Below are 22,750 nucleotides of genomic sequence, written 5' to 3'. Positions count from 1 at the left end.
CGCTCATTTTCGAGGATTTACACGCCAAATTCTAGCTAAAAAAAGAATAAAAGAAAATAGAAAAACACTAAAAAAATAACACGATTCCACATGAAAAAAAGTATGTACATAGTATACTTTTTGCTATTTGCTACTACAGCCATGGCGCAAAGCACTGACTTTGAAATAAAAGGTGCAGTCAGCGGCGTGATGGATAGCATTCCGTTGGAATCTGCCACGATATATCTACAAAACAACAAAGACAATTCGCTGATAAAATACACGACGTCCAATCGTAAAGGCGAATTTACACTAAGCGGAAACACAGCCTACAAAGAAGCCACGCTTTTTGTATCGTATGTAGGAAGTAAAACCTTTTCCAAAAAAATTACGCTTCAATCCAAAACTACTTTAAAACCTATTTACTTAGAAAATAGTTCCATGCTCGATGCGGTGATGATTGAATCTACTTCGCCTGTGACCATCAAGCAAGATACACTCGAATTTGATCCAAAATCATTCAAAACCAAACGAAATGCCAGTGTGGAAGATTTTATCAAAAAACTACCAGGCGTTCAAGTTGATTTTGACGGAAATATCACGGTCAACGGTGTTCGCGTAAATAAAATATTGGTCAACGGACGTCCTTTTTTCCCCAACGATCTTACAATGGCAACGCAAAATTTGACCAAAGAAATCATTGAAAAATTACAAATTACCGACTCCAAAACCAATTCTGAAATTTTTACAGGAGAGCAGGCAAGCGGCGATGCCAAAACCATCAATTTGGTCATCAAAGAAGAAAACAACAAAGGCGCTTTTGGGAAACTTTCCACAGGAGTAGGTGATAACGACCGTTATCAATTGACAGGAAATTACAATCGCTTTAACAACAGTAGAAACCTCAGTTTTATAGCTACAGGCAACAATATCAATGCGCCCAATATAGGTTTTAGCACAAAAGGCATTCGAACAATTCAAAAAATAGGAGCTTCTTACAATGAAGACTTAGGGAAATACAGTTCATTATCGGTAAATTACATGTATAGTGATGCGGAACTCGAAAACCAAAAAACACAATTTACCGAATACATTGTCCCCGAAGCGCCGTACTTTTCAAATCTCCGCGACCGTTCTATTACGGAAAACCGAAGTCATACTATGGATTTGGAATATCAAACGCTTTTGGGAGAAACCATGCACTTGAATTTACAATCAAGTTTTGCCAGTTTGCCCAGTAAACGTAATTACAAAAGCAGTGCTGAAACTTTTGACGAGTTTGATGAATTAATCAACACTTCAACAGTAAATTCTACGGATAATGCTGCGCAAACCGAATTTCGAAACACACTACATCTCACCAAAAAAATAGGTGAGCAAGGAGCTTTTATCAAGCTTACGCTGAATCAAGATTTACGAAACTTTGACAGTGATGCCTTTGTCGCGTCTGAATTGTTGTTTCTCAATTCAACTTCAAGTGATATTCTGCGGAATCAGTTTACCGATACGGACGATATGAATGCTAGTTTTGATGCGGGAATTACGTTTAGAGTCCCCATTTATAAGAAAAAAATCTTTATGGATGTCAATTACAATTACTTCTCTCAAAAAGACGAAAGTGATAAAGCAGTTTTTGACTTTAATACGAATCAGCAAGCGTTTAGCGATTTTAACGATGTGTTGAGTTCGGACTTTACCAATCGAAATATAGCATCTGTTCCGAGTGTGAAATTTAACTATAGAAACAAAAAAATAAATGCTTTTTTCAACGTTGATTATACGTTTAGAACCTTAGAAAACGAAGATCAATTGCGCCCCGAACTCAATATAAAACGCAGCTTTGATATTTTTACCTATTCGGGAGGAATTCGCTATCGCGTCAATCGACGCTCGGTATTGAATGCTGGCGCGCAATTAAGCAACATGATTCCGTCGTTATCACAATTGCAAACCTTTACCGATGTTACCGATCCGTTGAATATTGTACGAGGAAACCCAAACTTACAACCGCAAAATCGCTATGCGTTTCATGTAGATTACCGAACAAATAATTTTAAAAAAGGATATGGACTTTTTGGAAAATTGAAAGTGACGTTAGACAACAATCGCGTCGTGTCCAGATATACGATTGATGACGATTTGGTACGCGAAACAACCTTTGTGAACATTGATGGAAATTACAATTATTACGGCTATGTAGATGTGTACAAACAGTTACAATTGAATACATCAAGCGCCATGCGAATACGCTTGAACGGTGCGATAAATCATAGCAAACGCATCAATTTTAACAACGACATTCGGTACGATGTAAAAACCACTATGTACACGCCGTCTCTTGGTGTAGATTTTGAGTGGAAACAGCGATTGGACATCAACGCAGACTACAATTTAAATTTTTCCCAAACACGGTATTCACTTGATGGATTTAACGATGAAGAAATCACCATGCATGAGTTGAATCTGTTTTCAGAAATACAAATTTTTGAGCGATTGCATTGGGAAAATAGAGTGCGCTATATTTATAATCCGAACGTTTCAGGCGATTTTGACAAGTATGCTTGGTCGTGGAATAGTGGAATTTCCTATAGTTTTTGGGACGATACTGCTAGTCTATCACTCCGAATGTACGATGTACTCGATCAAAATATAAACACGCGACGCATTGTAACAACCGACTTTATTCAAAACACGCAAAGTCTCGTATTACAACGTTTCTTTATGCTTACGTTTGATTGGCGATTTAATTCGTTAAAGAAAAAACGACCCAAACCTAAGTGATTGAATACAAACGATTACTTCAACTTATCTGCAAACAGCTTGCGAAGTTTTGTTAGCTTGGGCGTAATCACATAACTGCAATAGCCTTGCTGTGTGTGTTGTCTATAATAATTTTGATGTTCAGCTTCGGCCTTATGAAAAGTTTCTGCCGCAGCTAATTCGGTTACAATAGAATCATCATAATATTCAGAAAGCTCATTGATAACGGCTTCCGCTGTTTGCTTTTGTTCTTCATCATGATAAAAAATAGCAGAACGATACTGCGTGCCGACATCCGCACCTTGACGATTCAACGTAGTAGGATCGTGCGTTGCCATAAAAATGATTACAATTTCTCTGAAAGAAATCACATCTGCATCAAATGTTAACTGAATTGCTTCTGCATGTCCTGTAAGTCCAGAGCAAACTTCTCTATACGTTGGCGTTCCAGGAACGGTTCCGCCCGTATAGCCAGAAACAATAGTTTCAACACCTTTTACTTCTTGAAAAACGGCTTCTGTACACCAAAAACAACCGCCAGCGATGGTCGCTATTTGTATATTTTTTTGTTTCATGAGGTTTTCTTTTTCAAACAAGAACACAAAGATACTGATAAAACTTTTTTCAATCCTTCGAATAGAGCTACTAAAAATGGCGAAAAGCTGTTATTTATGTACTGTTTTGTAGCTTTTTTTCTAGCCTAAAAGCAACAAAAATGAAAAAAATTAACAGTAATTTGTCAGCAGCATTTACATTCATCTACAAAAACTATTCATTCATCGAAGTATTATAAGTTATTGTCTAATATATAGGGTTTTGTGGAATAGAGGTGTTATATTTGGACTTAACTTTTTTTCATGGTTAAAGTAATTTATTGGTTATAAATTATTTCCCTTATTACCCTAAGACCCCAAATAATAATAACCAATTTTTGGTAAGAGAAAAGAGCCTTCGCAAGAAGGCTCTTTTTGTTGTTTATATGTTCTCCTTTGCGAGGAAATAATCTTATACTTCAAAGCACATTTCCGTTTTAGAATTACCAGATTCCCGCGTCGGTTTTGCTTCTCGCAAAGACGAAATCAACATCTAAAAACAAAAAAAACATCCTTGCGAGAAGTGACGGATAATTTCGCCATGTTTCCTTGCAAGGATGTTTTCAAAGATGTAGAAACAACTGCTACATTGTTTCATTAAAAAATCGCTACATTAAAACCTACTCCGCAATCAAAATCATATATTGCCACGGTTGTAACGCCACATCTTGTCCTTCTCGGAACATTACCGCTCCGTCCGTAAGATAGTCAGTAAAACTTCCTATTAAGTCAATTTTGGTAATCACAGCTTCATCAGATAAGTTTCCGATGTAGTACACTTTTTTACCATCTTTTTCACGTTTAAATGCCAACACTTTATCAGCTTCGCTTGTGGTAAGTTTTGTATAGGAAGCCGCATTTTTTCCACCATGTAACGCAACATTGGTATTTTTAAGTGTTCCCAACTTTTCTAACAAGGGCCACATTTCGCCTTTTTCTTTCGGAATTTCATCTTTTTCAAAAAACTTCAAACGGTGTTTCATATCGTATTCTTGTCCCGAATACACCAACGGCATTCCTGGTGCTGCATAAATTAAAGCTGTAAACGCTGGACCAGCTTTGCCCATACGCTCTTCAATTGTACCATTCCAAGAGTTTTCATCATGATTGGTGACGAAATTCATCAAAATATCATCGTCTTCATACAACGAATCAATTTCTTGCATGCGCGCATCCCATTTAGCTACTGTTGCTTCTCCTTGTGCCACATGATTCATCACATGGTGTGTGTCCCAACCATAGACCATATCAAACAAATTTCCTTTTAGTAACTCAGGTTCCCACGCTTCTGCCAGCATAAAAAGATTTTTCTTAGCACGCAATTGCGAAATCGCTTCTTCCCAAAAATCTGTCGGAACAGAACCAGCCACATCACAACGGAAACCATCTACGCCTTCTTCGGTTATCCAATATTGCATGTCTTTTATCATTTCTTTGCGCAGTTCCTTGTTGTCGTAATTCAAATCGGCAACATCTGCCCAACCTACAGGCGTTCCATCTTCGTTTAACGGATCGGTAATTTCGCCTTTGTCATTTTTAGTGTAGAATTCAGGGTTCGTTTTCAACCACGTATGATCCCAACCTGTGTGATTTGGAACCCAATCCAAAATTACATACATATCGTTGTCGTGCGCCGTTTTTACCAATTCTCTAAAATCTTCAATCGTTCCAAACTCAGGATTGATTTTGGTAAAATCTGAAACGGCATAGTAACTACCCAAGTACTTTTTACGTTCTTCAGGATCTTCAATTTTACTTGCAAAATCTCCTCCCGTAGCTTTTCGCTTCGTCTCTGAAATAGGGAAAACAGGCATCAACCAAATTACTTTTACGCCCAATTGCTTCAGTTGCGGAATGTCTTTTGTAAAGGCATCAAACGAACCTTCTTTAGAGTATTGACGAATGTTGGCTTCGTAAATAACAGCACTTTCCATCATATCAGCGGAAACCGCTGCGATGGTCGTTTCTTTTTCTTCTTTTGGTGTAGTATCAGCTTCTTTCTTTTTTGTTTCGCACGAAAAAAGAAATAACACCGACATACATAGTAGACTTAGTTTTTTCATTGGTATTTGTATTAATTGCTATAGTTTAATCGTAATTTCACGTTCTTTTTTGGTGTTCGATGTAATGGTAAAGCGGAGAGTTTTATTATTTTTACTCCAACTAAAGTCAACACGCTTTCCGCGAAATTTTACTTTTCTAGGTTTTTTTTGAATGTTGTGAACAATCACGTCAATTTCTTTGGTGGTTGGTGTGAAGTTTTCGCCAATTTCTGCTTCCAATTCTAGTTCCAAGCGATTGTTTTCAAATTCACTTTCAAATTCCAACAACTCATACATGCCTTTTTCAAAAGCATGTTTAGTTTCGCCATCGTCATTATAGAGCGTGCGTTCACTTTCAGCCACAGTTTCATCGTGATAATAATGCAATTCTAATTGATTGGCGTCGTAATTTGCCGTGGTTTGCATCGGTTTTGCCATCGGAATAAATGCGCCACCACGCACAAACACTGGAATTGCAGTTTCCTTCGTTTTCACCATTTTCGTTTGCCCACCAAGTATTTTCTCGTCCGTTTCAAAGTCGAACCACACGGCGTCTTTTGGAAAATAGATTTCTTTTGTTGCTACGCTATCTTTTAGAATCGGCGTCACTAAAAAGTCGTGTCCCCACAAATAGGTAGAAGCATTGGTATATAATTTTTTGTTATCGGTTTCTTCAAAAAACAATGGACGCATCAATGGTGTGCCTTTTTGGTTGTTTTCAAAAGCAAGTGTATAATTATAAGGCAATAGTTGATAGCGTAATTCAATCGCTTTTTTGGCTAATTTTTTCGCTCGTGCGGAACGAAACACAGGCTCACTCGGCACTTCTTCTTGCGCATGCGGTCGGTAAATTGGTTGAAACACCCCGTATTGCAACCAACGGATGTATAAATTATCATTCAAATTTGCGCCTGCAAAACCGCCCAAATCCGAGTGCATATAACTCAAACCTTGTAAAGACATTTGCAACGCAATTTCGGGCTGCGATTGCAATCCGCCCCAAGTTCTGTTGACATCACCCGACCACGGAATAAGTCCGTAACGCTGCGAACCTGAATAGCCCGCACGCATCAAAATAAATGGTCGCACATTGGGAAAGTCTTTAGCATAGCCTTCATAGACCAATCGCGCCCAATCGTGTCCGTAGATGTTGTGTACTTCATTGGCAGTTCCAGTGTGATGGATGAGTTTTTCAGGATGAACTTCGGGTTCACCCAAATCGCCCCAAACGCCTGCAACGCCTAAATCAGCGAGTTCTTTGTAAATATTCCAAAACCATTGTTCTCCTTTCGGATTGTAAATATCAATTAAGCCTGTATTTCCAAAATAAAAGTCAAACTTATACGGTTCTCCAATAGAATCTTTTGCCAAAATCCCCAAATTCGATGCTTCATACCAACGTTTGGATGTTGTCAACACAAAAGGTTCGGTAATAAAAACGGTTTTTACACCTTGCTCGTTTAAGTTTTGAATCATTTGTTTGGCATCGGGAAACGAATCTTTGTACACTTGCAGATTTCCCATCGTGCCTTTAATATCTTTTCCAAACCAATACAAGTCGAGAATAATTGCATCTACGGGAATTTCTTCCTCTTTAAATTTTGCAATGGTCGCTTCGGTTTCCGCTTGCGAATGATAGCCAAAACGGCTCGAAAAGTTTCCAAATGCCCAACGTGGTGGCAATGGTTGTTTTCCTGTCAAATTGGTATAGTTGTCTAAAATCGCTTCCCAAGAATCGCCCGCAATCACTTGATAGGTTTTGCGTCCTGAAATGGTTTCGTAGGTAAGCGTATTGTCTTTCTTGCTGTCTAAATCCAAATAGCCAATCGGCGCGTTGTCAAAATGCAGTAGGTATTTGTTGGATGAGAGTACAATCGGCATTGTATAGTTCATCAATTCCGAATGTGTTTCGTATCCGTAATGTGCGCGGTTATATAATTTTAAACGATTTCCGCGACGATTCATACCTAGCGCACGCGCGCCGCCGCCGTATAATACTTCGTCATTTGAAAGATTGAATTCAATTGCTTCGCCATTTTCAACTTTTTGATAGCCTTTTTTCTCAGAAGTGATGTATTCTCCTTTGTAGAAATATAAAATTTGAAAAGGAAAGAATTTTACTTCTGCCGAAATGCCTTCTGTTTCAAATCGGACATCTTGTTTGCTTTGTAAAAAATTAATAGTTGGAAATGTAGATTTCATAACCACAGCATGCGAATCTTTTTGTGGTTTTTCTCCTTTCGGGATAAAGGTTGTTTCTATAATTTCTGTATTGTATGCCTGTAAATAATAGATTCCATCACTGACTTCAACTGTCAGTGTTGATTTTCCATCGAAAGAGGCATGATGATACGTTCGATTTTCATTCTGCGCCAGCGAAAACTGAACACTTATAAATATTATGAATAGAACTTTAAATAGTTTCATAAATTAATTCTTTAGTAAAAAAGTTAACGGAATGTGCAATCGTTGTTGCCACGAATTCTCTGAATGGTTGGTACCTTCAAACTTTCGGTTTACAAAATTGGCTTTGGTATATCCTTTTTTCTTAAAAACGGCATCTACTTTGGGTGCGTATTGTGGATAATGTTTATCTAGCGTTTCAGTACCATAATCAAAATAGAAACGATGTGTTTTAGGTGATGGCAAATGCACATCCATATAGGCGAAAAACGCCTCAGGAAGCGGATTGTTTTCCATCGGTCGCGCACCCACCCAATGTGTGGAAATACATGCTGCAGCACCGAAAACTTCTGGATATTCACACATGGCATACATCGAAATCAAACCACCCATGCTGGAGCCAGCCACATACGTATGCTCGCGTTTGGTTTTGACGGAATAGGTGGTGTCGATATACGGTTTTAATTCTTCCGTAAGGAATTTTAAATAGTTGTCTGCATTAAATTGTAAGGAGAAATTATTTTTCTCCGCTTCTTCACGAAATTTTTTCTGAACGTCTGCACTCAAATAGTCAAATGCTTTTTGAGGAAAGTAATCTTGCCAGCGAATTTCGGAAATATTGTGCGGAGCCACTACTATAAACTCGTATACGGTAGCTTCATTCATTAACTTTGTAGCTACTTCATCAACCTTCCATTCTTGTTTGTTCCACGTAGTAGAAGCATCAAATAGCATTTGTCCATCGTGCATATACAAGACTTTGTACTTTTTGTCAGACGAATAGTTATTTGGCAACCAAACATCAACATTTCTTGGTACAATATATTGCGAAGGAAAGTCCACGACACGCATGAGTTTCCCAGCTGAAAGTTTCGCGGTTGTTACTTCTTTCGCAATAGGTTTGTCGCTTGGTTGTTTTTGTATGTCATCAGAAAATAGAAAAAGTAAAGCGTCTTTGAGTTCACTTCGCCAAAAGGTTTCACTGTGAACGCCATCGGGAGAAAACTTTGCTGTATAGTTCTTTATTGGAAAGTTATTCGTTTGCAGTAACGAAAGCATTTTATTGAAATTCTCAAGCATACCTTCACCTTCCTTTTCGCCCATTAAGTAGTATAATTTTGAGTTGTTGGCGTTCACCAGATGTGACTTTGTAAAGGAAAATAATTCTTCCGAAAACCAAAACGAAGGCGAGAAGATGCCTGCTTTTCCAAACACATCAGGATGCGCAAATGCAGCGTAATGTGAAATCAATCCGCCCATAGAACTTCCCATGATGGCAGTGTTTTGAGCATCTTTTTTGGTTCTGTATTTTTGGTCGATAGCTGGTTTTAGTGTCTTCGCGATGAATTCTACATATTCTTTTCCTTTTGGCGTTCCGTATTTTTCATGTTTCCAAGCGGTGTATTCTTGCATGCGCTCTTCGCTGTTATCAATTGCCACTACGATGACTTCTAAACCATGTGTTTCATGTAGTTTATTAAGCGTTTCATCAACTTCCCATTCACCCGAATACGAAGTTGCTTTGTCAAACACATTTTGTCCGTCGTGCATATATACAACTGGATACGATGCTTGGGAATTTTCATAATTCGGCGGTAAATACACTTGAATTTTTCGTGTGGTATTGAGTTGCGGCATTTCCAACTTTTCTGCAAAAGTTTCTACATTGGCTTGTTTGGTAGAAATTTTTTCGTTTTCGCTTCCATCAGACCAAGCACCAATGGTAACTTGAATCATTTCAGGATGTTCTTTGAACGTATAGGTTCGGTTTTCAATATTTTGCTGTTGCGCGTCGAGTTCAACGGTTTCCCAACTTCCGAGTGTAAATTTGAAATTGATGGTTTCTCGGTGATTTGGAAGTGTTATTTTGTAGTAAGTACTATCCTTTTTTTCTAGTTTTAATTCAGGTCGTCCGCCCGACCAGCCTTCAAAATCACCTGAAATATAGATGTCTTTAGAAAAATTGTGATTTTCGGGCAAATTGGTCACAACAAACGTGACAGACTTTTTACCGTCGGTATTGTCGTCTTTTTTTTGTCCTTTGCATGAGAGGAAAAGGAGAATAATTATAAGTAAAGTTGGTTTTAATTTCATAAAATGTTTTTACTATTAAAGTATCTCTAGAGCTACGCTCGGTATCTACGATAATGCTCGATATGACAATTTTATTTTTAGATTAGTATTGAGTCACATTACTTATAGATTCCTGCCTACGCAGGAATGACAGCTGATTTCAAAAAAAATCTCAATACTCACTATTAATATCTCACATCTATTTCAATTTTGTTTCCAAGTACTTCTCGATACTATTTCATATCTATCTCGACTGCGCTCGATATGACATAAAATCACTCGAAGTGACGGTTTGGTTTATTATATATACTTTGTCATTCCGCACTTGATGCGGAATCTACTAAGATATTTTATGGGTTCCTGTCTTCACAGGAATGACAGCTGATTTCAAAAAATCTCTCACTACTCAGTACTCATATCTTATATTTAGTTAAACTTTGTTTCCAAGTACTTCTCGATACTATTTCATATCTATCTCGACTGCGCTCGATATGACATAAAATCACTCGAAGTGACGGTTTGGTTTCTTATATATACTTTGTCATTCCGCACTTGATGCGGAATCTACTAAGATATTTTATGGGTTCCTGCCTACGCAGGAATGACAGCTGATTTCAAAAAAAATCTCGTTACTCACTACTCATATCTCACAGCTATTTCAATTTGGTTGTCAAAATAATACTTCCTTTTTCTTTGAATTCCATGTCATCGCCCCACGTCATTTGCTCGCCTGTGATTACGTTTTTGAGCGTTTTTCCTTTTAGGTTCATTTCTGCATAGCGTTTTAAATCTATCGTAATTGGGTTGTCATTTTTGTTGATGATATGCACTACGGTTTCCTCACCAGAGGTTCTAAACAAGAAATACGTTCCCATGAATGGCGCAAAATGCACTGTTTTTCCTTCGTGAATGGTGGTGTTGTTTTTGCGGAAATTCAATAGTTTTTTGAGATACGCTTGCATGTCTTTTTGTTCGTCTGTCAAACCTTCTCCTGTAAAGGCATTTACGGTATCACCTTGCCAACCGCCAGGAAAGTCTGTTCGGATTAACCCGTGATCGCCAGGGTTTTCAAAATCGTTCATTAAAATTTCAGTTCCGTAATAGATTTGTGGAATTCTCGGCAACATGAGTTGGTAACTCAGCGCCATTTTTGTGTTGGCAATATCACCTTTGAGCTGTGTAAAGATGCGGCTCATATCGTGATTGTCTGGAAAAATCATCACGTCTTTTGGTTTTGTATAGTAAAAATCGTTTGCCAAACCTTCATAGATTTTCACCAAACCTTTGTCCCATGCTTCTTCTTCGTTCAATGCTTGTACAGTATTGCTCTGCATTGCAAAATCCATTGTTGAGGTGAGATTGCTTTCGTAGCCGTCTTTGTTTTTTGCGCCTTTTTGCCAATAGCCAATTAACAGCGGATTGTAACTCCATTCTTCACCCACAATAGAAAAGTTTGGATATTCGGTCATAATCGCGCCTGCCCAGTTGCTCATAAATTCTTTGTCAGGATATGGATAGGTATCTTGGCGAATTCCGCTTAAACCTAAGGATTCAATCCACCAAATGCTATTTTGAATGATGTAGTTTGCCATGAATGGATTGCGCTGATTCAAATCGGGCATTGTGGTTACAAACCAACCGTTGCTCATGCCTTTTTTGTCGCTTTGCGAAGCATAGATATCTTGATTTGTAGTACGTCTGTGATTGGAAAAGGTTATTTTTTCACCGTTTTCAAAGTCTTTTTGATAGTTTACCCAATCGCTGAATGGCAAATCTTTCATCCACCAATGCTCCAAACCACAGTGATTGGCAACTTGATCCATAATGAGTTTCATGCCACGCTCGTTGGCTTTGTCTGCCAATTCTTTGTATTCGTCAAACGTTCCGAATCGGGGATCGACTTGGTAGTAATCGGTGATGGCATAACCGTGATAGGAACCGCTTTTCATGTCGTTGGTGAGTAATGGACATGACCAAATTCCGGTAAATCCTAAGTCGTCAATATAGTTTAAGTGTGTGGTAATTCCTTTGATATCGCCGCCGTGTCGCGCATAGTCATCCTCGCGATTGATGGTTTTTTCGTTTAAATTCTCAAAGATGTCATTTTCAGGTTTTGCATTGGCAAATCGGTCTGGCGTGATAAGATAGATAGCGTCGGAGCTGTCGAAACCGATGTATTGGTCAGCCGCTTTTGTGCGTGCTTTGAGTTCGTAGGTTTGCGTGAGAATTTCTCCGTTTTCTTGCTTGAATTCGATGTTGAATTTCCCAACTGTTGCCTTGGCAATATCCAAATCGATGAACAGATAGTTGGGACTTTCTCCTTTTTGTACCTTTTCTATTTTGATATTACTGTTTGCAATGCTTGGTGTTGCTGTGGCAATGTTTGGATGTTTGACTAAGAGTTGGAGTTTGGTGTTTTTGAAATCTGTCCACCAATGTGGCGGTTCTACACGTCCGAGGTCGTTTTTGACTTCTGTTATAGTTTCAGATGAAGTGTTTGCCGTTGTTTTTTCTTCTGATTGTTTGCACGAGAAGCAACTTATGAGTGTGATTAGTATGAGTAGTTTTTTCATCTGAAGTGTATTTTAATTATTCAAGTTCATTTGTACATTCAATAAAACTTTTAGTAACGTTCATTTTTGTCTTGACACAAAAACGAACCAAAAAAGTCAAGACTTACTATAAAAATATGAGAAAAGACTACGGCAACCGCAGCCACAGATGAAAAGAACTCGCTGCGCTCAAACAGCTTTTCATCTTTATCCAACGCTGCTGCCTTGCTTTTCAATATTTTGATAGATATGTCACTTTATGTTTTTCTTTCATCATTTAAAAATTAGTAGTTAGCATTGAGATGCTATTGTTTTATTATTTTGTGTTTCAAAGTACTTCTCGATACTATTTTTTAGTACACTTCAGCAGGCTTAGTGTACTCAAAAATCACTCGAAGTGACGTTTGGTTAATGTAGCAATTTGATAATTTGAAAATGTACCAATGTTGGCATTGCTTCAATCACAAATATTGCTATGATTTATGATTTCAAAGTACTTCTCTATACTATTTTTGAGTACACTTCGGCAGGCTCAGTACACTCAAAAATCACTCGAAGTGACGTTTGGTTAATGTAGCAATTTGATAATTTGAAAATGTACCAATGTTGGCATTGCTTCAATCACAAATATTGCTATGATTTATGATTTCAAAGTACTTCTCTATACTATTTTCTTTCATAAAATCACTCGAAGTGACGTTTTGATTGTTCATTTATACAATGTCATTCCTGCGTAGGCAGGAATCCATAGCATATCCTAGTGGATTCCGCATCAAGTGCGGAATGACAAAAAAAATCTCACTACTCACTACTATATTCACTATGTTTGGTATGAAACGTCATCGTTTCTTATTAGCCCTGATTGCAGTGGCATCCTTTTTTTGCTTTGATAAGTGGCAAAAAAAGATACAACGGAAAGCAGGAAATAGCTCCTTATTTTTAAACCGTTACCAAATCGTTTGGCGAAACGGCTACTTTTTTCCCATCGACCAAAATCACTAGATTGTCACCTTTTTCTAACTCGAAAGTGGTTCCGTTTTGTGTGACGTTGATTTTGAGAATGTGATTTCTATAGTTGACTTTGAACGAATATGCGTTCCATTGCTCTGGAATTCGTGGTTCAAAGGAAAGCGTGTCGTTCTTCATGCGCATGCCGCCAAAACCTTCTACAATGCTCATCCACGTTCCTGCCATGGACGTGATGTGCAAACCTTCTTCTACTTCTTTGTTGTAATCGTCCAAATCGAGACGCGAGGTTCTGAGATAGAACGTGTACGCCATGTCCATTTTGTCCAGTTTTGCTGCTTGAATGCTATGAACGCATGGTGAAAGCGACGATTCGTGTACGGTGAATGGTTCGTAGAAGTTGAAGTGTTTTTCCAGTTCTTCCTGTGTAAAGTGGTCTTCAAAGAAGTAGAATCCTTGTAAGGTGTCTGCTTGTTTGATGTATGGCGAACGTAGAATGCGATCCCAGCTCCATTTTTGATTGATTGGTCGCTGCGAAGCATCTAAATCGGCTACGCTTACCAAGTCTTTGTCCAAGAAACCATCTTGTTGTAAGTACACGCCGTATTGCTCGCTGTACGGGAAATACATGTTGTTGGCAACTTCCATCCATGAAGAGATTTCTTGTTCCGATAAACGCACTTTTTGCATGATACGCTCGTAATCTGCCGTGTATTCTTGTTTTACTTTTTCAATGTGTTCGTTGGCAAATTTGATACACCATTGCGCAATATAATTGGTATACCAGTTGTTGTTGACGTTGTTTTCGTATTCGTTTGGTCCGGTAACACCAAGAATTACGTATTTGTTTTTCGCCGTAGAGAAACTTGCTCTTTGGTGCCAAAAGCGTGCAATTCCAATCATGACTTCTAAGCCCATTTCTGGAATGTAGCTGTAATCGCCCGTGTAACGTGTATAGTTGTAGATGGCAAAAGCAATAGCGCCATTTCGGTGAATTTCTTCAAAAGTGATTTCCCACTCGTTGTGGCATTCTTCACCGTTCATCGTTACCATTGGATAGAGTGCTGCACCATTGTTGAATCCGAGTTTTTGTGCGTTTTCAATCGCTTTTTCCAAGTGATTGTAACGGTATTGCAACAGGTTTCGTGCTACTTGCTGGTCCTTTGTCGTCATGTAGAACGGAATGCAATAGGCTTCGGTGTCCCAATAGGTACTTCCACCATATTTTTCACCTGTAAATCCTTTGGGTCCAATGTTGAGTCGTGAATCTTTTCCTAAGTAGGTTTGATTGAGTTGGAAGATATTGAAACGAATTCCTTGTTGTGCTTTTACATCGCCTTCAATGGTGATATCTGCCATTTCCCAAATTTTTGCCCAGGCTTCTTTTTGGTTTTGCAGTAAGGCTTCAAACCCTAGCGAAGTTGCATTGTGTAAGGCTTTTTTGGAAGCTGCGATGAGTTCGTTTTTGTCGTGATTCATACACACTGTGTATCCACCAAATTTATGGATGGTAAAGATTTCATTGGCTTTTACCTGTTGTGTGTAATGAAAGGATATTTCTGTTTCTTTTTCAGAGGCGTTTGTTGGTAGCTGTAACTTTTTGCCGTTTAAAAACAATTCATTTTGCATGAAGGTACACGCATGGAACTCCGTTTTGAACGTTTTGGCAACAATAAACGCTTGATTGTTTTCTTCTTTGACTTGTAGGGTTTCCCAGAATTTTTCTTCCCAGTTGGCATCTTCATTTTTGATTCCGGCATCCAAGTAGGGTGTAAATTTGATGGTTGCATCACTGTTGAGTGGTTGTACGCTATACGCAATCGCACCAACTTCGTCGATGTCTAAACTTAAAAAACGTTTGGCTGTAACTTCCACTTCAATGTCGTTTGGAAGTGTCGCTATAAAAGAGCGTTCGTACCAACCTTCTTTCATGTTGAGTTCGCGGCGGAAATTGGCTACTTTTTTACACGTGAATAAATCCAACGCTTCATCATTGACATATACGTTGATACCAATCCAGCTAGGTGCATTGAGTACTTTGGCGAAGTATTCTGGATAGCCATTTTTCCACCAACCTACTTTTGTTTTGTCTGGATAATATACTCCGGCAATATAGCTTCCCTGAAAGGTAGGTCCAGAGTAGTATTCTTCAAAATTAGCTCGTTGTCCCATAGCGCCATTTCCGATGCTAAAGAGACTTTCGGAAGATTTGACACTTTCTGTATCAAATCCTTCTTCGATAATCGACCAATTGTCTGGTTGTATATAATTCTGATTCATTTTTTTTACTTAGATGTTAGATATTAGATATTAGACCGCTTCGCTTTTAGATTTTTCGCGAGGATGATTCCAATTTCCAAGCTATCTTTTTATTAATTCTTCTATAAAACTTGTTTGTATTTCGGTAAAATCGTTGAAAACAAAATCGGCGTGTCCCAACGTTTCTTCAGAACCGATTCCGATGGAAATCATTTCTGCGGTGTTGGCGGCTGTGACACCTGCTACGGAGTCTTCAAATACAATACAGTTTTTGGGTGTGATGTTTAGTTTTTGGGCAGCAATGAGAAATACTTCTGGGTCTGGTTTTGCTTTGCTGACGTCATTTCCGTCTACAATACCTTCAAATACATTAAATAGTCCTACTTTTTGTAGAATTTTGCGTGCATTTTTACTGGCAGAACCCAGTGCAATTCCTTGCTGTTTTTTTTGTAAATAGTTTAATATTTTTGGGACATCTGGCAGAATTTCTCCAGCATCCATTTGTGCGATATGCGATAAGTAGTTATCGTTTTTCTCCGCCATGTATTTCATGAACTCTTCTTCGGTGAGTGTTACATTTCCCCAGCCAAGAATAATTTCTAGCGAGCGTATGCGGCTGACACCTTTGAGTTGTTCATTTTGTTCGAGTGTGATGTCAAAACCCAGCTCGTTGGCAAGTTCTTTCCAAGCGAGGTAATGGTATTTTGCAGTATCGACAATGACACCATCTAAATCGAATATAAATCCTTTTTTATTCATTAATTTCTGCTGTTGGGTTATCATTTACTCGTAATGTTAATATTCCAGCAAGAATCATCATAACTCCTCCAATAACTAATGCATATATAGGATCGCCATTGAAAAGTTTGTTTAGTAGATATCCTAATATTCCAGCTGAGATGATTTGCGGAATCACAATAAAGAAATTGAAAACGCCCATGTAATACCCCATTTTATTAGTAGGTAAAGCACCTGCTAACATGGCGTACGGCATAGAAAGGATACTTGCCCAAGCAATTCCGACACCAATCATTGATAGCAATAAGTGCCAATCATTGTTTATAAATAGAATTGAAATTAATCCAATTCCTCCAGCTATTAGACATAGCATGTGTGTTACTTTTCGAGTTAATCTTCTAGCTAAGAAAGGAAGGAATATTGCAAATATTGCAGCAATACCATTGTATACAGCAAAACAAATACCTACCCAATCCGCTCCTGTTTCGTATTGCGAGTTGTTGTAGTTGAGACGTTCTTTTAGTGCATCACTTATGGTAACGTCTTTACTTAAAAAGAAACTAATGAGTCCTTTTGATAACAAAACAGTGTCGTCTCCTGCATATTTTTCAGCAGTGGCGTTCAATTCTCGGTCAATAGCGCTTAATTTTTTCAGGTTGCTTCGTTCAGGGTTGGGAACAAACATACCTTTGAGTTTTTCTGAGAAGCTTAGGTTTTCTACTTCTTTGATTTTTGTCTTTACTTCCTCAGTCATTAAAGGCGTAAAACTTTGTTGCATTTCTGTAAATTCCGCTGTCGAAACTTTCATATCGTACACATGACTTGTAATACTTGTCGTTGTATAAATCCACATAGAAAACAAGGCAAACCAACTAAAAAACTGTACCCACGATAATTGCTGCATGGTTTTAGGCATTTTAAAGATTCCTAAGAAGGATTCTTTTAAACCTTGAAAAACACCTACATTTTTTTCTTTTTCATGTTCTTCCATATCCTCAGGAGGATATTCTTTTGTCGTAAAAACAGTCCATAATACAGCACCAAAAAAAGCGATGGCACCTAAATAGAATGACCATTTGACAGAAGACGGAATTCCCGTTTCACTTGGGTCATCTACAAAACCAAACCAGTTTTTTAACATGTACGGAAGCATAGAAGCGACAACGGCTCCAATTCCGATGAAAAAACTTTGCATGGCATATCCTTTTGTTTGTTGCTCGTTGGGTAATAAGTCACCAACAAAAGCTCTAAAAGGTTCCATAGATATATTTATGGAAGCATCCATAATCCAAAGCGTTCCTGCGGCAACCCACAACATAGGAGAGTTAGGCATAATGACTAAAGCAATAGAGGCTAAAATGGCTCCAATTAAGAAATAAGGTCTTCTTCTTCCAAATTTAGGATGCCATGTGCGGTCACTAAAATATCCAATAACTGGTTGCACTAGCAAACCTGTAACAGGTGCGGCTAACCATAAAATAGGCAGCTCATCTTTACTAGCTCCTAATGTTTCAAAAATTCTACTGACGTTGGCATTTTGCAGGGCAAATCCGAATTGAATTCCTAAGAAACCGAAACTCATGTTCCATATTTCCCAGAAACTTAATTTACGCTTTTCCATTATCGTAATGTATTAGTTAGTACTATGTTACGATAAGCGCTATGACTTATCAAAACTTACTTTTTGGGTGAGAGATAAAAATATAAGTCTTGATATTTATGGTGTAAATATAGTTGTTTTTTTGAAACAGCCACTAAGAAATTGAAAATCTGAACCGTAATTCGTTGAAAATTTAACAATTTGGCGACTGAAAATCACGAATTTATTAAAATACGTGAGTTCGACTTAAGAAATCACTATGTAATACACAATTCACTGAGAAATAACTAATTGTCAGTTCGAGCGCAGTCGAGAATAACTAAGAATTGATAATTTCAAAGGAATCTCATGAGCTATGCTCGGTATCTACGATAATGCTCGATTTGACATTGAGCATAATCTATTAGTAATCAGTTGTATAATAAAATAGTTATATCGAACTCACGTTAAAAATGGTCCTTTGTATGCTCTTTATTTTTCTTTTGTAATTTATGTTTGATTCTTATTTGGTGGTGTCACGCTCTATTAAGGTAGTATTGATGACTTCTGTTTGATATTTTTCTTCTTCTACCAATTCTTCTAGTTTGTCAATTAACATGGTTGCCGACTTTTTCCCCATTTCTAGCGCATGCTGACTAATGGTACTAAGTGCAGGAATGGAATGTTTGGAAAGTACACCATCAGTAAAAGCGATAATAGATAGTTCTTCAGGAATTTTATAGCCTTTTTGAATGGCGATTTTCATGGCAGAAATAGCATAGAGTTCGTTTACGGCAAAAATTCCATCAATATCTTTTTCTTTTTCAAACAATGCAGAAATTTCTTTTTCCAAGGTTTCTATCTCAATGTCTTTGTCTTTGTTTTCTCCTACTTTAATAATAAGAGAAGCTTTTGGCGCAATTTTATGTTCTTCCAAGGCTTCCAAATAGCCTTGCGTTCGGAGTTTTCCAACGTTTACATAGTCTTTTGTAGTAATAAGGGCAATGTTTTTGCAACCACTATCAATCAATTTAGCAACCGCTTTTTTGGAGCCTAGCTTATCATCAACTACCACTTTATCGCAAGCGATTTCGTTCACAACTCTGTCAAACATCACAATCGGCATTCCTTGATTGATGGTTTCATAAAAGTGATGATAGTCTTGTAGCAATAGAGTTTCTTTTGCTACCGACAAGATAAATCCGTCAATACTTCCGTTGGCGAGCATTTCAATATTAATGACTTCTTTATCAAACGATTCATTCGACAGTCCAATAATTACATTGTAGCCTCTATTATTCGCTTCTTGTTCTATGCCGCTAATCACTTTTGAGAAAAAATGATGCACAATTTCAGGAATAATAACGCCAATCGTTTTTGTACGTTTGTTTTTTAGGCTTAAGGCGATATTATTTGGACGGTAATTATACAGTTTGGCAAATGCCTGAACCTTCGTTCTGGTATCCAAACTAATCTCTTTACTATTTCTTAATGCTTTCGAAACAGTTGATACAGAAACATCTAATTCTTTGGCTATTTGTTTGAGAGTTACTTTTCGCTTCATGAGGGTTTTTTAAGATATCAATAATTAAAGCTACGAAATTTTATTTTTTTGTTAAAAATACACCCTTTTAAATGGTTAAAACCCAATGTTTATAAAAGTTTTCAACACGAAAACGTTTGCGTGAAAGCAAAAGTTGTGCCTAGATTTTGAATTGTTCAAATTTTACATAGTTTTAACATCGAGAGGTAAAAATATAAAGTATTTAATCAAAATTATCACGGATTTTGTCATGAAAAACTCGAAAGAAAAACAACAAAAAAGCGTGATTATTTTACGACAATTTTGAAAATAAAAAATTAAACAAATGAAGAAAATGCAAAAATTTATTTTGTTTTTGGCTTTTTTGATTCCCATTGGAATGCTTGCCCAAACAAAAGTAACAGGTGTTGTTACTGAAAAATCTAGCGGAACTCCTTTATTGGGAGTGAACGTTGTGATTAAAGGCACAACCACTGGAACTACCACCGATTTTGATGGTAATTATCAAATTAGTGCCAATAATGGTCAAATCATTGTATTTACCTATGTAGGCTATAAAGCACAAGAAATAGCGTATACAGGACAAGCTACAATCGATGTTGCTATGGAGGAAGATGCATCCACACTTGACGAAGTTGTCGTTGTAGGATATGGTTCTGCCGTTAAAAAAGATGTAACAGGAGCCGTTGAGTCGGTAACATCAGATGACTTTAACGGAGGAGCAATCGTTTCTCCAGAACAATTAATTGCAGGTAAAACTGCAGGTGTACAAGTAACGCCGCCAAGTGGAGCGCCAGGTTCGGGTTCTGCTATTAAGATTAGAGGAGGAGTTTCTTCGTTGTCTGCGAGTTCAGCACCGTTAATTGTTGTTGACGGAGTTCCTTTAGATCAAGGAAGTGCAGGATTAAACTACATTAACGCGAACGATATTGAATCCTTTACGGTATTAAAAGATGCTTCTGCTGCTTCTATCTACGGATCGAGAGCAACAGGTGGTGTTATCTTAATTACGACAAAAACAGGAAAATCTGGTCAGTTAAATGTAAATGTAAATCACTTTACTTCTGTAGGTAGCAATGTAAACGAAGTTGATATCTTGTCATCAACTCAGTTTAGAGATTTGGTATTGGCAAATGGAAATGCAAACCAAATTGCACAATTAGGGAATACAAGTACTGATTGGCAAGATGAAATTTACAGAGGTTCATTAACGCATGATACAAACGTAACTGTTTCTGGAGGTTTTGACAATTCAACGTATAGAGCGTCTGTTGGTTTTGTAACGCAAGAAGGAACATTACGTACTTCAGAAGTTGATCGTTGGACAGGTTCTTTAAAGTTTGTACAGCGTTTGCTAAACGATGATTTACGAATTGAAGCTAATGTATTAGGAGCTATTTTAAATGACCAATTTGGAAACCAAGGTGCTATTGGAGCAGCGGTTTCTTTTGACCCTACACAATCCGTATTCGATCCAAACAGTCCTTTTGGCGGATACACGGAAAACGTAAACAACGACGGAACTATCAACACCATTGCTGTACGAAACCCAGTAGGATTATTAGAACAAAATGATAGTACTGCTGAAACAAAAAGAAGTACAGGAAGTTTAAAGATTGATTATACCTTACCATTCTTTAGAGATTTAAAAGTAACGGTAAAAGGTGGATACGACTATAATGAAGTAGATGGAAGATTTGTAATTCCACCAACTGCCGCTTCAAATTTTAACAGCCAAGGATTGTTCGGAACCAACAACACGTTAAACAGAACGCAATTGCTAGATGTATTTGCTTTTTACAAAAAAGATATTGAAAGCATTAACACTACCATTGATATTACAGCAGGTCACTCTTTCCAAAGTTTCTACAGATCTAACAGATTCCAAAACGTTACAGGATTGGATGAAGTGAACGGAAATGTATTTAAAACTGAAAACGCCTTAGAATCTTACTTTGGTAGAGCCAATGTTTCTATTGCAGACAAGTACTTAATTACGTTAAACCTTAGAAATGATATTTCTTCACGTTTAAATCCAGATGATCGCTCTGATATTTTTGGAGGTGTTTCTTTAGGATGGAATATTATGGGGGAAAAATTCATGGAAAATTCAAAAGTATTCTCGCAATTAAAACTTAGAGCTGGGTACGGAGAAACTGGTCAGCAAGAATTTGGTCAAGACTACGGATACATTCCACGTTATACCACAGGTGACGGACGAGTTCAGTACCAATTTGGATACAATCCTGACGGTTCGCCTCGTTTTGTAACCACGATTCGTCCAGAAGAATATGACGAAAACTTACGTTGGGAGCGTTCTAAAACCATCAACTTAGGATTGGATTTCGGATTCTTAAACGACCGCATTACAGGTTCTGTAGAAGTATATGAGCGTAAAGTAGAAGACTTAATCAACTTTATTCCAGTACCAGCAGGAACTAACTTGTCAAACGCATTGTTTACAAACGTAGGTAACTTAGAAAACAGAGGTTTGGAAATCAACTTAAACACGTTGATTGTTGATACGGAAAAATTCTCGTGGAATACAAACTTCAACGTTTCATTCTTCGACAACGAAATCACGAAACTATTCTTAACAGACGATCCAACATCTCCAGGTTCATTAACAGGAGGAATTGCAGGTGGAGTTGGTAACACTATCCAAATCAACTCTGTAGGATTTGAAGCAAACTCGTTCTATGTATTCAAGCAAATCTATGATGCAAACGGAGCACCAATTGAAGGTGCGTATGTAGATATTAACGGTGACGGAGTTGTTGACGTTGATGATAGATACCGTTACAAAAGCCCGAATGCGGACGCAGTTTTCGGTTTCAACTCAAACATGCAATACGGAAATTTTGATTTCAGTTTTACATTACGCGCAAGTTTAGGTAACTTTGCATATAATAACGTAGCATCTAACACTGGAAATGTACAATCTCTATTTGGTGCAAACTCTATCAATAACGTTAATGCATCAATCTTAGATACAGGTTTCCAAAATCAGCAATTATTCTCTGATTACTATGTACAAGATGCTTCATTCTTAAAGTTAGACAACTTGACAATCGGATATACGTTTGAAGAAGCGTTCAAAAACACACGTTTACGCGTATATGCAACAGGACAAAACTTATTCGTACTTACAGATTATGACGGATTAGATCCTGAAATTGATGGCGGAATTGACAACAACTTCTATCCAAGATCAAGAAACATATTAATGGGAATTAACTTAAATTTATAATAAAGTAATACCA

At 37.6% G+C, this 22,750-nt stretch carries 12 protein-coding genes; 2 read left to right on the top strand and 10 right to left on the bottom strand.

Annotated features, from left to right (window positions below; translation table 11 throughout):
• Positions 1 to 90: 90 nt before the first annotated feature.
• The gene (locus tag C8N46_RS15285) at positions 91 to 2,760 is read left to right on the top strand and encodes an outer membrane beta-barrel protein (RefSeq protein ID WP_108115781.1); all 2,670 of its coding nucleotides are present in this window, start codon (positions 91 to 93) and stop codon (positions 2,758 to 2,760) included.
• A 14-nt stretch (positions 2,761 to 2,774) separates the two neighbouring features.
• On the opposite strand, the gene msrA is transcribed toward C8N46_RS15285, so the two are convergent.
• The 10 genes from msrA to C8N46_RS15235 form a co-directional block, all read right to left on the bottom strand.
• A complete protein-coding gene (gene msrA / locus C8N46_RS15280; protein WP_108115851.1) occupies positions 2,775 to 3,314 on the bottom strand; it encodes a peptide-methionine (S)-S-oxide reductase MsrA in 540 nt (179 codons plus the stop codon).
• A gap of 638 nt (positions 3,315 to 3,952) precedes the next feature.
• A complete protein-coding gene (locus C8N46_RS15275; RefSeq protein WP_108115780.1) occupies positions 3,953 to 5,395 on the bottom strand; it encodes an alpha-amylase family glycosyl hydrolase in 1,443 nt (480 codons plus the stop codon).
• 18 nt (positions 5,396 to 5,413) lie between these two features.
• Positions 5,414 to 7,801, bottom strand: a complete 2,388-nt coding sequence (locus C8N46_RS15270) for a glycoside hydrolase family 31 protein (protein WP_108115779.1) — start codon at positions 7,799 to 7,801, stop codon at positions 5,414 to 5,416.
• Between the two features lie 3 nt (positions 7,802 to 7,804).
• A complete protein-coding gene (locus tag C8N46_RS20915; protein WP_245896884.1) occupies positions 7,805 to 9,871 on the bottom strand; it encodes an alpha/beta hydrolase in 2,067 nt (688 codons plus the stop codon).
• 632 nt (positions 9,872 to 10,503) lie between these two features.
• Positions 10,504 to 12,423: a glycoside hydrolase family 13 protein gene (locus C8N46_RS15255; protein ID WP_108115778.1), complete on the bottom strand. Its 1,920-nt coding sequence runs from the start codon at positions 12,421 to 12,423 to the stop codon at positions 10,504 to 10,506.
• Between the two features lie 50 nt (positions 12,424 to 12,473).
• A complete protein-coding gene (locus C8N46_RS20565) occupies positions 12,474 to 12,638 on the bottom strand; it encodes a hypothetical protein (protein WP_158269167.1) in 165 nt (54 codons plus the stop codon).
• Between the two features lie 703 nt (positions 12,639 to 13,341).
• A complete protein-coding gene (locus C8N46_RS15250) occupies positions 13,342 to 15,648 on the bottom strand; it encodes a glycoside hydrolase family 65 protein (RefSeq protein ID WP_108115777.1) in 2,307 nt (768 codons plus the stop codon).
• Positions 15,649 to 15,729: 81 nt separating this feature from the next.
• On the bottom strand, positions 15,730 to 16,386 hold the full coding sequence (pgmB, locus tag C8N46_RS15245) for a beta-phosphoglucomutase (RefSeq protein WP_108115776.1): 657 nt from the start codon (positions 16,384 to 16,386) through the stop codon (positions 15,730 to 15,732).
• Complete coding sequence (locus C8N46_RS20910) at positions 16,379 to 17,986, bottom strand: MFS transporter (protein ID WP_245896882.1); 1,608 nt, start codon at positions 17,984 to 17,986, stop codon at positions 16,379 to 16,381. Before C8N46_RS20910 ends, pgmB begins: the two co-directional genes overlap by 8 nt.
• Positions 17,987 to 18,467: 481 nt before the next feature.
• The gene (locus C8N46_RS15235; protein WP_108115775.1) at positions 18,468 to 19,508 is read right to left on the bottom strand and encodes a LacI family DNA-binding transcriptional regulator; all 1,041 of its coding nucleotides are present in this window, start codon (positions 19,506 to 19,508) and stop codon (positions 18,468 to 18,470) included.
• 313 nt (positions 19,509 to 19,821) lie between these two features.
• Between C8N46_RS15235 and C8N46_RS15230 the strand changes: the two genes are divergently transcribed.
• Complete coding sequence (locus C8N46_RS15230) at positions 19,822 to 22,737, top strand: SusC/RagA family TonB-linked outer membrane protein (RefSeq protein WP_158269166.1); 2,916 nt, start codon at positions 19,822 to 19,824, stop codon at positions 22,735 to 22,737.
• The last annotated feature ends 13 nt before the right edge of the window (positions 22,738 to 22,750 follow it).

The organism is Kordia periserrulae, assembly GCF_003054265.1.
GTDB lineage: Bacteria > Bacteroidota > Bacteroidia > Flavobacteriales > Flavobacteriaceae > Kordia > Kordia periserrulae.
This window is presented reverse-complemented; position numbering and strand designations above follow the sequence as displayed.